This is a genomic window from Noviluteimonas gilva, assembly GCF_009740395.1.
Classification (GTDB): Bacteria; Pseudomonadota; Gammaproteobacteria; order Xanthomonadales; family Xanthomonadaceae; genus Noviluteimonas; species Noviluteimonas gilva.
Map to the genome: position 1 here is coordinate 127,988 of NZ_WOXT01000004.1, position 13,237 is coordinate 141,224.

At 67.5% G+C, this 13,237-nt stretch carries 16 protein-coding genes and 2 tRNA genes; 15 read left to right on the forward strand and 3 right to left on the reverse strand.

The window, feature by feature from the left end:
• Positions 1 to 139: 139 nt before the first annotated feature.
• A tRNA-Glu gene (locus GN331_RS12850) sits at positions 140 to 215 on the forward strand.
• A gap of 139 nt (positions 216 to 354) precedes the next feature.
• Here the strand turns inward: GN331_RS12850 and GN331_RS12855 are convergent.
• Positions 355 to 522 (reverse strand): hypothetical protein, encoded by a 168-nt coding sequence (locus GN331_RS12855; RefSeq protein WP_156642651.1) that lies wholly within the window; start codon positions 520 to 522, stop codon positions 355 to 357.
• A gap of 147 nt (positions 523 to 669) precedes the next feature.
• Between GN331_RS12855 and fdxA the strand changes: the two genes are divergently transcribed.
• Positions 670 to 993 carry a ferredoxin FdxA gene (gene fdxA, locus GN331_RS12860; protein WP_156642652.1) on the forward strand — a complete coding sequence of 108 codons (324 nt, stop codon included), beginning with the start codon at positions 670 to 672 and terminating at the stop codon, positions 991 to 993.
• 49 nt (positions 994 to 1,042) lie between these two features.
• Here fdxA and GN331_RS12865 read toward each other — a convergent pair whose 3' ends face one another.
• Positions 1,043 to 1,546, reverse strand: a complete 504-nt coding sequence (locus tag GN331_RS12865) for a hypothetical protein (protein ID WP_156642653.1) — start codon at positions 1,544 to 1,546, stop codon at positions 1,043 to 1,045.
• Positions 1,547 to 1,559: 13 nt separating this feature from the next.
• Complete coding sequence (gene dapA / locus GN331_RS12870; RefSeq protein WP_156642654.1) at positions 1,560 to 2,465, reverse strand: 4-hydroxy-tetrahydrodipicolinate synthase; 906 nt, start codon at positions 2,463 to 2,465, stop codon at positions 1,560 to 1,562.
• A 195-nt stretch (positions 2,466 to 2,660) separates the two neighbouring features.
• Between dapA and GN331_RS12875 the strand changes: the two genes are divergently transcribed.
• The 13 genes from GN331_RS12875 (at position 2,661) to murB (ending at position 13,224) form a co-directional block, all read left to right on the forward strand.
• The gene (locus tag GN331_RS12875; RefSeq protein WP_156642655.1) at positions 2,661 to 3,221 is read left to right on the forward strand and encodes a glycine cleavage system transcriptional repressor; all 561 of its coding nucleotides are present in this window, start codon (positions 2,661 to 2,663) and stop codon (positions 3,219 to 3,221) included.
• Positions 3,221 to 3,709 carry a peroxiredoxin gene (locus tag GN331_RS12880; protein WP_156642656.1) on the forward strand — a complete coding sequence of 163 codons (489 nt, stop codon included), beginning with the start codon at positions 3,221 to 3,223 and terminating at the stop codon, positions 3,707 to 3,709. The genes GN331_RS12875 and GN331_RS12880 overlap by 1 nt, the downstream gene beginning before the upstream one ends.
• Complete coding sequence (locus tag GN331_RS12885) at positions 3,709 to 5,106, forward strand: PhoH family protein (protein ID WP_156642657.1); 1,398 nt, start codon at positions 3,709 to 3,711, stop codon at positions 5,104 to 5,106. The genes GN331_RS12880 and GN331_RS12885 overlap by 1 nt, the downstream gene beginning before the upstream one ends.
• 12 nt (positions 5,107 to 5,118) lie before the next feature.
• Positions 5,119 to 5,793 carry a YoaK family protein gene (locus GN331_RS12890; RefSeq protein ID WP_156642658.1) on the forward strand — a complete coding sequence of 225 codons (675 nt, stop codon included), beginning with the start codon at positions 5,119 to 5,121 and terminating at the stop codon, positions 5,791 to 5,793.
• Entirely contained in the window at positions 5,790 to 6,581 is a 792-nt protein-coding gene (gene thiD / locus GN331_RS12895; protein ID WP_156642659.1) for a bifunctional hydroxymethylpyrimidine kinase/phosphomethylpyrimidine kinase, read from the forward strand. Before GN331_RS12890 ends, thiD begins: the two co-directional genes overlap by 4 nt.
• Positions 6,578 to 7,414 carry an alpha/beta hydrolase family protein gene (locus tag GN331_RS12900; RefSeq protein WP_156642660.1) on the forward strand — a complete coding sequence of 279 codons (837 nt, stop codon included), beginning with the start codon at positions 6,578 to 6,580 and terminating at the stop codon, positions 7,412 to 7,414. Before thiD ends, GN331_RS12900 begins: the two co-directional genes overlap by 4 nt.
• A 123-nt stretch (positions 7,415 to 7,537) precedes the next feature.
• On the forward strand, positions 7,538 to 8,083 hold the full coding sequence (locus GN331_RS12905; RefSeq protein ID WP_156642927.1) for a sigma-70 family RNA polymerase sigma factor: 546 nt from the start codon (positions 7,538 to 7,540) through the stop codon (positions 8,081 to 8,083).
• Complete coding sequence (locus GN331_RS12910) at positions 8,080 to 8,853, forward strand: anti-sigma factor (protein WP_156642661.1); 774 nt, start codon at positions 8,080 to 8,082, stop codon at positions 8,851 to 8,853. The genes GN331_RS12905 and GN331_RS12910 overlap by 4 nt, the downstream gene beginning before the upstream one ends.
• Before the next feature lie 43 nt (positions 8,854 to 8,896).
• A tRNA-Arg gene (locus tag GN331_RS12915) sits at positions 8,897 to 8,970 on the forward strand.
• Positions 8,971 to 8,992: 22 nt separating this feature from the next.
• Positions 8,993 to 10,522: an L-piperidine-6-carboxylate dehydrogenase gene (amaB, locus tag GN331_RS12920; RefSeq protein WP_156642662.1), complete on the forward strand. Its 1,530-nt coding sequence runs from the start codon at positions 8,993 to 8,995 to the stop codon at positions 10,520 to 10,522.
• A gap of 41 nt (positions 10,523 to 10,563) precedes the next feature.
• Positions 10,564 to 11,124: a hypothetical protein gene (locus GN331_RS12925; protein WP_231734493.1), complete on the forward strand. Its 561-nt coding sequence runs from the start codon at positions 10,564 to 10,566 to the stop codon at positions 11,122 to 11,124.
• Positions 11,124 to 12,179, forward strand: a complete 1,056-nt coding sequence (locus GN331_RS12930; RefSeq protein WP_156642664.1) for a quinone-dependent dihydroorotate dehydrogenase — start codon at positions 11,124 to 11,126, stop codon at positions 12,177 to 12,179. The genes GN331_RS12925 and GN331_RS12930 overlap by 1 nt, the downstream gene beginning before the upstream one ends.
• A complete protein-coding gene (murB, locus tag GN331_RS12935) occupies positions 12,172 to 13,224 on the forward strand; it encodes a UDP-N-acetylmuramate dehydrogenase (RefSeq protein ID WP_156642665.1) in 1,053 nt (350 codons plus the stop codon). The genes GN331_RS12930 and murB overlap by 8 nt, the downstream gene beginning before the upstream one ends.
• Positions 13,225 to 13,237 lie beyond the last annotated feature (13 nt).

Sequence of the window (13,237 nt, forward strand, 5' to 3'; positions counted from 1 at the left end):
GAGGAGGGGAAACGGTGATGGTGGACATTCAGGGCCGATGGAAGGACGTTCCGTTGCCTGCGGCCACGGCGGTCCGTATAGTAGCAATCTTCGCGCAGGGCCTTGTTTCGGCAAGGAAAGCCGCCCTCGCAACTCCTTCGCTCCCATCGTCTAGAGGCCTAGGACACCACCCTCTCAAGGTGGACACACGGGTTCGAATCCCGTTGGGAGTACCAAACGCAAACCCCTCGAATGCAAGGCGTTCGAGGGGTTTTTCGTTTGCGCGACCTGGTTTTCGGGGGAACACGCCCCCTACCCCCATTGGATGGGAGCTTGGTCCGACCGCGCGGGACGGGCCCGCGCGATCAGCGCCGATCAGGTCGCCAGGACGTATGCCAGACCGGCGAGCATGACCGCGACCAACGCGGCGGCCAGCATCTCCATCGGCATGCCCTTCTCGGGCCTGGCGGCGATCGACGGATCCTGCGAACGCTCGAGCATCGCCTGCGCGAACGCATCCGGTGAACCGGGCTCATGACTCATGGTGTTTCCCCTTGCGTGAACGGCCTGCCCCCCAGGCCGAGCCCAACAGTAACGCCGTTGTGCACTGCGGGGTGACCGTGCGTCGGACGCCCTCATGGATGCCGAGCCGCTACACTTTCGCCTCCAATCGCCCGTTGCCCCGCGCCCATGCCCTTCGTCGTCACCGAAAACTGCATCAAGTGCAAATACACCGACTGCGTGGAGGTGTGCCCCGTCGACTGCTTCCACGAGGGCCCGAACTTCCTGGTGATCGATCCCGACGAGTGCATCGACTGCACGCTTTGCGAGCCCGAGTGCCCGGTCAACGCGATCTACCCGGAGGACGACGTCCCCGCGGGCCAGGAGCAGTTCGTGCAGATCAACGCGGAGCTGGCGAAGGGCTGGCCGGTGATCACGGTCCGCAAGGACCCGCCGCCCGATGCCAAGGACTGGGAAGGCAAGACGGACAAGTTGCCGCTGCTGGAGAAATGAAAAACGGGCGCCTGGGGCGCCCGTTTCGTTTGCAGCGATGTCGGTGCGATCAGCCGCCGAGCGCGGTCTTCAGCGACGCCATCAGCTTCACCGGCGCCTCGCCCGAGGCGGGCAGGCCGCGCGGATCGACCGCGCTGACGTACACGCCGGCATCGGTCTTGGTCACGCGGACCAGGAACTTCGAACCTTCGAAGTCGACGTCGTAGGTGCCCAGGATCTGCGCCCGGCTGGCGATGGTCACGCCGGCGATGCCACCGAGCGCGTCGCCGACCTTCGCGAAGATCGCGTCGCGCTCGCCGGGAACGGTGAAGCCCAGCGGCGTCGTGCCTGCGCCGGCGACCGGTGCGGGCGCCGAGGCCGAAGCGGTCGGCGGCATCTTCATGGCGGCATCGGTGTTCGGCTTGTCGAGGTCCGGCGGCACTTCGAGCGGACGCGCGGCGACTTCTTCCTTGTACAACTCGCTGTCCTTCTTGAACCAGTGGCAGCCACCGAGCAGGCCGACCAGCAGCGTGGCGGCGACGACCGAACGAAGGAACGTGGGGGTGAGGCGCATTGGGAAACTCCTGTCAGGCCGCGAGCGCGTCGCGGATCGCGTTTTCGATATCGAGGATGGCCGCGGCGACGACCGGCGTACGCACGGCATGGGTCGCGGAAAGAGGTAACAGCGGAAGGCGCAGCCCGTGGCCGATGCCCATCTGCGCGAGCAGCGCCTTGACGGGAATCGGATTGGGCTCGACGCCGAGGAAATCGTTGGCTTCGCGCAGGCGCGCGTCGAGCGCTTGCGCGCCCGCGCGATCGCCCTTGCGCGCCAGGTCGCACAACCGGCGGAACGCCGCCGGCAGGACGTTGGAGGCGACGGAAATGACGCCATCGGCGCCGGCGAGCATCGCGCGGCACGCGGTGGGATCGTCGCCGCTCAGGAGCGCGAACGACTCGCTGCGCAACGGCAGCAGCGCTTCCATGCGTTCGACATCGCTGCGCGCTTCCTTCAACGCGACGATGCGCGGATGTCCGGCGAGCGCGGCCACGGTTTCCGGCAGCATGTCGCAGCCGGTGCGGCCGGGCACGTTGTACAGGACGATCGGCAGCGCGCCGTCGTCGGCGACCGCGTTGTAATGCGCGATCAGGCCCGCTTGCGTCGGACGCACGTACGGCGGCGTGACCACGAGCGCTGCGTCCGCACCAAGTGCTTTCGCGCGGCGCGTGGCTTCGATCGTCTTCGCGGTGTTCGATTGCCCGGTGCCCGCGAGCACCGGAATGCGCCCGGCGATGTGTTCGACGGCACTGCGCAGCAACGCGTCGTATTCCACGTCGAACAATGCCGCCGCTTCGCCCGTCGAACCGGCCACCACCACGCCTTGCGTGCCGCCGGCGAGCTGGGGATCGATAAGGCGACGCCAGGCGTCGAGGTCGAGTTCGCCGCTGCCGGTGAAGGGCGTGGCGAGCGCGGTGATGCTGCCGGTCGGTCGCAAGACGGTGGGCTCGTGTGTGAAGTGGACAAAGATGCCGGAAATCCTCCGGCATTGCGCGTGTTTTGCACGGCAACGGATGAGCGGAAGCGTCGCCGCCCGTCGCGATCTTACTTGCGGCGTGAAACCAGCGGCAAGTATGCTGGCTGCGGCCCCGGAGGATTCCCGGGGACGTCGTTCAGACCTCGGAAGGCCGCCTTGACCGAAACTCCCACCCGTCCTGCGCCGAACGAGAACCACCTGCTCATCAACGCGTACACGACGCACCCGCAGTCGCCCCTGCTCGCGGTCACCCGCCGCATTTCCGACAGCGGCTGCAATCTCGTCGACGCGCGCCTGAGCACCGTGGGGCGCGATGTCTCGGTCACGGCGCTCGCGACCGGATCGTGGGACGCCGTTGCCAAACTCGAAACCATGCTCGGGCGCCTCGAACGCGAGGAAGGCCTCAAGCTCGTGTTCTATCGCACCGGCCCCAAGCAGGTGCAGTCCAACCTGTTGCCCTACATCGTCGAAGTGGTCGCGGCCGACAAGCCCGGCATCCTCTTCCAGCTGGCGGATTTCTTCGACCGCCAGGGCATCACCATCGAAAGCCTGCACTGCTCGCGCTACCGTGCGATGCAGACCGGCGCCGACATGTTCTCCGCGCAGGTCACCATCGGGATTCCGTCGGACATGCACATCGCGGCCTTGCGCGACGACTTCCTCGAGTTCTGCGACCACCTGAACCTCGACGCCATCATGGACCCGATGAAGTTCTGATGGCGACCGCCAAACCGCTGCCCCGCAAGGTCCTCGATGCGCCCCTCGCGCTCGCGGGCAAGGACGGCACGCGCGAGGCCACGTTGTCCGACCACGCCGGCCGCTGGCTGGTGTTGTACTTCTATCCGAAGGACAACACGCCCGGCTGCACGACCGAAGGGCGCGACTTCGCCGCCCTGCTCCCGAAATTCCGCAAGCTCGGCGCCGACATCCTCGGCGTCTCCCGCGACTCCGCGCGCTCGCACCAGAACTTCTGCGACAAGCAGGGCTTCGGGTTCGAGTTGGTCAGCGATCCCGACGAAACGCTGTGCAACGCGTTCGAGGTGATCAAGGAGAAGCAGCTTTACGGTCGCAAGTACATCGGGATCGAGCGCAGCACGTTCCTCATCGATCCCGAGTCCCGCGTCGCGCAGAGCTGGCGCGGCGTGAAAGTCCCCGGCCATGCTCAGGCCGTGCTCGATGCATTGACCTCGCACAGGAAGCCTTGATGACCCGAAGCCCGCGGATCTATGTGCTCGATACCAACGTGCTGATGCACGACCCGACCGCGCTGTTCAAGTTCGAGGAGCATGACGTGTACCTGCCGATGCAGGTCATGGAAGAACTGGACAACGCGAAGAAAGGCACTTCCGAACCCTCGCGCAACGCGCGCCAGGTCAGCCGCTTCCTCAATGAATTGATCGAAGCCCAGGGCGTGAAGGACATCGCCGCGGGCATTCCGCTGGCCAATCCGGCCGGCCTGCAACTGCGCGGCAAGGAAAGCGCGGGGCGCCTGCGGTTCCAGGTCGCCAACTTCGACGCGGGCAAGCGCTTCGGCGCCGTCATTCCGGACAACCACATCCTCGGCGCGATCCTCGCGTTGAAAGAGGAGGAACCGGGCACGCCGGTGGTGTTCATTTCCAAGGACATCAACCTGCGGATCAAGGCGGCGATCGCGGGCATCGTGTCGGAGGATTACGAAAACGATCGCGCGCTCGACGATTTCAGCCTGCTCTACACCGGCGCGACCGAGCTGCCGGAGGATTTCTGGTCGATCCACGGCAAGGAACTCAAGTCGTGGACGGAGAAGGGCCGCACGTTCTACGAGATCGCGCGCCGCGACGAAGACGATTGGTATCCCAACCAGTTCCTCTTCCTGCCGGGCGAAGAAGAAGCGGAGATGAAGGTCGCGCGGGTGAACGACGCGAAGGTCGTGCTGCAGATCGTCGACGACTATCGCCACAACCAGCACGCCGTGTGGGGCATCGCGGCGCGCAACCGCGAGCAGAACTTCGCGCTCAACGCGTTGATGGATCCGGACATCGACTTCGTCTCGCTGCTCGGCACCGCCGGCACGGGCAAGACGCTCCTCGCGCTCGCCGCGGGCCTGGCGCAGACGATGGACCAGCAGCGTTACCGCGAAATCATCATGACGCGCGCGACGGTCAGCGTCGGCGAGGACATCGGCTTCCTGCCGGGCACCGAGGAAGAAAAGATGACGCCGTGGATGGGCGCGCTCACCGACAACCTGGAAGTGCTCACGCACAACCAGGAAGGCGGCAGCTGGGGCCGCGCGGCGACCAACGACCTGCTCGCCTCGCGCATCAAGATCCGTTCGCTGAACTTCATGCGCGGCCGCACGTTCCTCTCGCGTTACCTCATCCTGGACGAGGCGCAGAACCTCACGCCGAAGCAGATGAAAACGCTGATCACGCGCGCCGGTCCGGGGACGAAGATCGTGTGTTTGGGCAACGTCGAACAGATCGACACGCCCTACCTCACGGAGACGACATCGGGCCTGACGTACGCGGTCGATCGCTTCAAGGGCTGGACGCACAGCGCGCACGTGACCTTGCGTCGCGGCGAGCGTTCGCGCCTGGCGGACTACGCGTCCGAAGTGCTGTAAGCGACGGGCGAGATGGGCGTGCAGCTACCGCGATGGGTCTGGGTGGGCGCGGGCGCGCTCGCCTGCGTTGCCGGCATGGTCAACGCGGTGGGCTTTCTCGGCTTCGAACACCAGGCGATCACGCATCTCACCGGCACGACGACGCTGCTCGGCGCCTCGATCGCGGCCATGGACCTGCGCGCGTCGCTGGACCTTGCGGGGGTTGCGCTTGCGTTCGTCCTCGGCGCGGCATTGAGCGGGATGATCATCCAGGACGCGATGCTGCGGCTCGGACGACGTTACGGCGTCGCCCTCGCGCTCGAATCGGTGCTGCTGTTCGCTTCCGCCGTTATGTTCCGGCGCCATGAAACCACGGGGGCGATACTCGCCGCGATGGCCTGCGGTTTGCAGAATGCGATGGCGACGACCTACAGCGGCGCCGTCGTCCGCACAACGCACCTGAGCGGCATGTTCACAGACGTGGGCATCGGGCTCGGGCATGCATTGCGCGGTATGCCGCTGCAGAAGCGTCGCTTGATGTTGTGCGGATTGATCATCGCGAGTTTCCTCCTCGGGGGCTTGCTCGGCGCGGTATTGTTCGCGCGCATGTCCACGGATGCGCTGCTGGTGCCGGCGACGCTGACGGGCGTCGTTGGCGTCGGGTACGCGCTGTATCGACATCGGCTGGGCATGGGAACGCAGTCATGACGATCAGCGCACTCACGATCGCCGGATCCGACTCCGGCGGCGGCGCCGGCATCCAGGCGGACCTGAAGACCTTCGCCGCGCATCGCGTGCACGGGCTGTCGGCGCTGGCCGCGCTGACAGCCCAGCACACGCGTGGGGTGACGGCCGTGCACGTGCCGGAGCTTGCATTCCTGCGTGCGCAGGTCGAGGCGTGTTTCGATGATTTCGACGTGCGCGTGGTGAAGTTGGGGATGTTGGCGACGGCGGACGTGATCCGGACGGTGGCTGATTTGCTCGGCGCACATCCCGACGTGCCGGTCGTGCTCGATCCGGTGATGGTCGCCACCAGCGGCGCGAAGCTGCTGGCCGACGACGCGCTCGATGCGATGCGCACGCGCCTGCTGCCGCGCGCGACGATCGCGACGCCGAATCTGCCGGAAGCGGAATTGTTGCTGGGCATGCGCATCGACTCGGTGGACGCGATGCGCGGTGCCGCCCAGGCGCTGCGCGCAAGCGGCGCCAACGCGGTGTTGTTGAAGGGTGGCCATCTGCTCGGTGGCAACGATGTCGTCGATATTTTCGTCGACGACACGGGCCTGCACACGATCACCCACCCTCGCCTCGCGCTCGAAGCGCACGGCACGGGCTGCACGCTGGCGTCCGCCATCGCCGCGCGCATCGCGCTGGGCGACACGGTGCGCGAGGCGTGCATCGCTGCTTCCGATTACGTGCATCGCGCGCTGGTCATTGGCTATCGCCCAGGACGCAGCGAGATCGTCGTGCTCGATCACTTCGGGGCCGCGCAATGAAAGTGCGGTCGCTGGAACTGCCCGTCGTCGCGAACGACGGCCATCGCTTCGCATTGTCCGCGCGCATTCCGTCGAAGCCGCGCGCGAGTTTGCTGTGGCACGGCGGCATGGGCATCGCCGCGCGCCATTACATGCCGTTCGCCGAAGCGCTCGCTGCGCAGGGCATCGCGGTATTCGCGCCCGATTGGCGCGGGCTCGGCAGCAGCAGCCTGCGCGCGTCGCGGACCGCCGACTGGAGCTATCGCGAATTGTTGATGACGGACCTGCCCGCGAGCGAGGCCGCCGTCGAACACGCGCTACCCGGCGTGTCGCGCATCGTCGGTGGGCACAGTCTCGGTGGCCAGCTGGCCTGCGTGCGCGCCGGTCTCGCGCCTGGGTTCGCGAATGCGTTGTGGTTGGTCGCGAGCGGCACGCCGAACTGGCGCGCATTCCCGTCGCCCACGCGCTGGTGGTTGCCGATGGCGTATCACCTGCTCGACGGCATTGCCGGCGTGGCGGGCAAGTTGCCGGGGCGTCGCATCGGGTTCGGTGGCGAGGAAGCGCGCGGCGTGATCGCCGATTGGTCGCGCAGCGGGCTCACCGGGCGCTATGCCGCGGCGGATCTTGCGGTCGACCTGGAGATCGCGCTGGCCCGCGTCGCGCTGCCGATCCGCGCGGTGCGCATGGCGCACGACTGGCTCGCGCCAGCCTCGTCATTGCAGGCCTTGCTCGCGAAGATGCCGGAGGCGCAGCCGGAGATCGCCGCGCTCGACGTCGCCGCGCCGCACGTCCGAGCCGATCACTACCACTGGATGAAGCACCCGGCCGCGACCGTCGAGGCGCTGCTGCGCTGACTGCATCCGCCGGGCCGGCCGGCGCGTATCTGCCGGGTTGGGCGTAGGATCGACCCGCGCCCCCGTGTGGACCCGTGCATGGAAGACACCGTCGCCTTTCGCAATTCCGCCGACGCAGCGCCGATGGATCGGCACGGGCTGGAACGGCTGCTCGCCGCCGTCGCCCTGGGCGATGCGCAGGCTTTCGAACGCCTGTACCACGCCACCTCCGCCAAGATGTTCGGCGTCTGCCTGCGCTTGTTGGCCGACCGCGACGAAGCCGAAGACGCCGTGCAGGAAGCCTACGCGGCGATCTGGCGCAAGGCCGCGCAATACGACGCGTCGATCGCAAGCCCGATTTCGTGGCTGGCGATGATCGCGCACAACAAGGCCGTGGATCGCCTGCGCAGCGACGATACGGCGCGCAACGCGCTGCCGATCGAATTCGCCGCCGACGTGAGCGACTCCGCGCCCGGCGCACCGGCCCTGGCCGAACACGCGGGACAAACGCGGCAGCTCGACCGCTGCCTCAACCAACTGGAAGCGCGGCGCCGCACGTTGATCCGCACGGCGTTCTTCGAAGGCGCGACGTACGAGGAACTCGCGCGTCGCACCGACACTCCCATCGGCACGGTGAAAAGCTGGATCCGCCGCGGCCTGATGCAACTGCGGACGTGCCTGGAATCATGAGCGGGCTCGACGACAACATGACCGACGACACCACGATCCCCGGCGGCGACGACATCGTCGCGGCCGAATACGTGCTCGGCACGATGGACGCCGCTTCGCGCGATGCCTTCGCCGCGCGCATCGCACGCGAACCCGAACTCGCGCGCGCGATCGATGCCTGGCGCATGCGCCTGGCGCCGCTCGCCGACGAGATCGAACCGGTCGTGCCGCCGATGTACTTGTGGCCGCGCGTGCGTGCGCGCGCCGGTCTGGATGCCGCGCCGTCGTCGAAGGTCGAGGACACGCGCTGGTGGGATCGCGTCGCGTTCTGGCGCGGCGCGAGCATGGCGGGCCTGGCCGCGACCACCGCGTGCGTGATCGCGCTGGTCGCCCTGCCCCGCAATCCGGCGAGCACCGTGCCGGCGCCCGTGCATTCGGCGCTGCCGCATCCGGTGCGCCTGGTGACCACGATGAACGACGGCAAGGGCCGCAACACCTACATGGCCGCCGTCGACGACGATGCCTGCACGCTGGTGCTCATGCCGCTGGTGAAGGACCCGACGCCGGGCGAAGTGCCGCAGGTGTGGCTGGTCTCCAGCGATGGCAGCGCGCAATCGCTGGGCGTGGGCAACGATGCCCCGCTGCAATCGATGACCGTTCCCGACACCCTGCGCGCACGTTTGTTGCGTGACGACCAGACCATCGCGGTGTCGATGGAGCCGCCGGGCGGCTCGCCGACGGGCCAACCCAGCGGCTTCGTGATCGGCCGCGGCCAGCTCACCCACCTCTAGTGGGCCGCGCGGTGCATCCTCTGCGATAATCCGGCGGCCTTTTGGCCCCGTAGCTCAGTTGGATAGAGCGGTCCCCTCCTAAGGGACAGGTCGCACGTTCGAATCGTGTCGGGGCCGTTCCCCCCTTTGGAGTTTCGCGATGCATCCTGTCCTGAAAGCGCTCGGCCTCAACGAGACCGAATCCGGCACCTACCTCGGCAACGGCGAGTGGTCGAAGACCACCGATGCGGGCGTCATCGAACCGGTGAATCCCACCGACGGCAGCGTGCTCGCCAAGGTCCATGCCTCCTCGCAGGCCGACTACGAGATCATCGTCGAGCGCGCGCAGCAGGCCTTCAAGGTGTGGCGCACGACGCCGGCGCCGCGCCGCGGCGAAGCGATCCGCCTGTGCGCCGAAGCGCTGCGCACCCACAAGGACGCGCTCGGCTCGCTGGTCGCGCTGGAAATGGGCAAGTCCAAGCCCGAGGGCGACGGCGAAGTGCAGGAAATGATCGACATCGGCGAATTCGCCGTCGGTCTGTCGCGCCAGCTCTACGGCCTGACGATGCATTCCGAACGCCCCGGCCACCGCATGTACGAGCAGTGGCATCCGATCGGCCTGGTCGGCATCATCAGCGCGTTCAATTTCCCGGTCGCGGTGTGGGCCTGGAACAGCTTCGTCGCCGCGGTGTGCGGTGACGTCGCGATCTGGAAGCCGTCGCCGAAGACGCCGCTCTCGGCGATCGCCGCGATGAAGATCTGCAACGAAGCGCTGAAGAAGGGCGGCTTCCCCGACATCTTCTTCCTGTTCAACGACGCGGGCAGCGACCTGGCGTCGGCGTTCGTCGACGACAAGCGCATCCCGCTGATCTCCTTCACCGGTTCGACGAAGGTCGGCCGCATCGTCGGCGAGCGCGTCGCGCAGCGCATGGGCCGCTCGCTGCTGGAACTGGGCGGCAACAACGCGATCATCGTCGACAAGTCGGCGGAGCTGAAGCTCGCGATCCCCGCGATCGTGTTCGGCGCGGTCGGCACCGCGGGCCAGCGTTGCACGACCACGCGCCGCCTGATCGTGCACGAATCGATCCACGACGATGTCCTCTCGAAGCTGATCACCGCGTACAAGCAGGTGGAGAAGAAGATCGGCGACCCGACCGATCCGACCAACCTGATGGGGCCGTTGAACAGCCGCGATGCGGTCGAGGGTTACCTCGACTCGATCGCCAAGGCGAAGGCCGCCGGCGGCAAGGTCGAAACGGGCGGTACCGCGATCGAAGGCAAGGGGAACTTCGTGCTGCCGACGATCATCACGGGCCTGACCAATCAAGCGCCGATCGTGCAGCACGAGACCTTCGCGCCGATCCTGTACGTCATGAAGTTCTCCACGCTCGATGAGGCCATCGCGATGCAGAACGCCGTGCCGCAGGGCCTGTCGTCCTCGATCTTCACCCAGGACCTCAAGGCGGCCGAAGCCTTCCTCGCCGCGTCGGGTTCCGACTGCGGCATCGCGAACGTCAACATCGGCACCTCGGGTGCGGAGATCGGCGGCGCGTTCGGCGGCGAGAAGGAAACCGGCGGCGGCCGCGAATCGGGTTCGGATGCGTGGCGCGCGTACATGCGCCGCCAGACGAACACGATCAACTACTCCGATGCGCTGCCGCTGGCGCAAGGCATCAAGTTCGACCTGTGACGGCCCTGCCCGGACACTGCGTGCGGCAAGCGAGCGCCTTGATGGCGCTCGCACTGTGCTGCGCCACTGCGTCGGCGCAGACGCAGACGCAGGCACCGGCAAACTTCGAGGGACAGCCGGTGCAGACGCTGACGGCCACCTTGCGCGGGACGACGTTCTCGCTGCACGCCACCGACAGCGGCTACATCCCCGAATCGACCGATCGCCTGACCTTCGACAACGCCGGCCCCGAGATGGAAAAGGCGACCGGCGACCGCGGGCCGCGCTATCGCTGGGGCTTCGGCTTCGCGCTCAAGGGCGATGCGAAACCCGTGCGCGTGCGCGTCGAGGACTTCGGCAAGGATGCGGACACGCTGCTGGTCGACGACACCGCGCCCGTGATCGATGCCGGCCACCGCTGGAGCGGGCGTGCGGCGACCGAGTGCGACATCGTGCCGACCGCGCCGTGCGCGGCCTGGATTTTCGACAAGGGCCTGCAGACGCTCATCTTCCGCCTGACGGTGGACTTCGACGATGGTACGAACCAGGTGCTGTACCAGGGCGCGGCCTTCAATCCGGATACGATGCAGCCGGTCTGGTCGTTCCTCGGGGTCAAGCGCTGATGTACGGACTCGCCCGCCCCTTTCTCTTCGGGCTCGGTGCCGAGCGCGCGCATGACCTGACGCTCGCGGCACTCGAAGCGGCTTATCGCAGCGGCGTGAACCCGCTGGTCGCACGCGTGCCCAAACCGCTGCCGACGAAGGTGTTCGGCGTGCAGTTCCCCAATCCCGTCGGCCTGGCCGCGGGCCTGGACAAGAACGGCGAGCACATCGACGCGCTGCTTGCGCTTGGTTTTGGTTTCGTCGAGATCGGCACGACCACGCCGCGCGCGCAGGAAGGCAATCCGAAGCCGCGCATGTTCCGCCTGCCGGCGCAGCGCGCGGTGATCAACCGCCTGGGCTTCAACAACACGGGCGTGGATGCGCTGGTGAAGAATGTCGAACGCGCGCGGCGACGCGGCGTGCTCGGCATCAACATCGGCAAGAACAAGGACACGCCGAACGAGACGGCCGAGACCGACTATCTCTACTGCCTCGAGCGTGTGTATCCGCTGGCCGACTACGTGACGGTCAACATTTCCTCGCCCAACACCGCGGGTTTGCGCGAACTGCAGGAAGAACAGCAGTTGCGCCGCCTCATCGGCGCGTTGCGCGAAGCGCAGGAGCGCTTGGCCGCGCAGCATGGTCGTCGCGCGCCGATGCTGGTGAAGATCGCGCCGGACCTGTCCGACGAAGACATCGATGCCGCGGGCCGCGTGCTCACCGACCTGGAAGTCGATGGCGTCATCGCGACCAATACCACCGTCGGCCGCTTCGGCCTGGAAGGCGTCAAGCATGCGAGCGAAGCGGGCGGCCTGTCGGGCGAGCCGCTGATGGGCAAGTCGACGCTCGTGCTGCGCCGCCTGCGCACGCGCCTGCCCGAGCACATCCCGATGATCGGCGTGGGCGGCATCCTTTCGGGCGCCGATGCGGCGACCAAGCAGGCCGCGGGCGCATCGCTCGTGCAGATGTATTCGGGCCTGGTGTATCGCGGGCCGGCGTTGATCGGCGAATGCGTCGACGCACTGCGTCGCCGCAAGGAAGCGCCGAGCCGCGGGAACCTGCCGCCGAATGGGTGAGCCCGTGTCGTCGCAGTTCCGCATCGTGGAAAACGCGAAGCTCGACGCGCGCAACACTTTCGGCGTCGCCGCGCGCGCGCCGATGCTGGTCGAAGTGGCGAACACCGACGCCCTGCCCGAGTTGTTCGGATACGCGATGCTCCGCGACGGGCCGGTGCTCGTGCTCGGCGGCGGCAGCAACCTGTTGTTCGCCGGCGATCCGCAGGGCGTGGTCCTCGCGCTGACGGCGCAGTCGATCGCGTTGATCGAGGACGACGGCGACACCGCGATCGTGCGTGCCGACGCCGGCGTCGAGTGGCATGCCTTCGTGTTGTGGACGCTGGGCCATGGGCTCGCCGGGTTGGAGAACCTCGCACTCATTCCCGGGACCGTCGGCGCGGCACCGATCCAGAACATCGGCGCGTACGGCGTCGAAGTGCGCGAGGCGATCCACGCGGTGCACGCGTTCGATCGCACGACGCGCACGATGACGACGCTCACCGCGACGCAATGCGCGTTCGCCTATCGCGACAGCGTGTTCAAGCACCAACCGGATCGTTACGTCGTCACGTCCGTCGAATTCCGCCTCTCGCGCGCCACGCGCGTGCGGATCGATTACGCGGGCGTCGGCGATGAGCTCACGGCAATGGGGATCGAGACACCGCGCGCCTCGCAGGTCGCCGAAGCCGTATGCCGCATCCGCCGCCGCAAGCTGCCGGATCCGGCGGTGGTCGGCAACGCGGGCAGCTTCTTCAAGAATCCCATCGTGCCGCTCGCGCAGGCGCAGGCGCTCGTCGATGCGCATCCGCACGCGCCCGTGTTCCGTGGCGCGGACGACGGCACGCGCAAGCTCTCGGCCGCCTGGTTGATCGACCAGTGCGGATGGAAGGGCTTCCGCGAAGGCGACGCCGGCGTGGCGCCGTCGCACGCGCTGGTGCTCGTGAACCACGGCCGCGCGACGGGCGCAGAGTTGCTCGCACTCGCGCGGCGCATCGCGGCTTCGGTGGAAGAACGCTTCGGCGTGGCGATCGAACCCGAACCCCGCATCGTCGGCGCGCGCTGGTGACCGCACAGGCCGA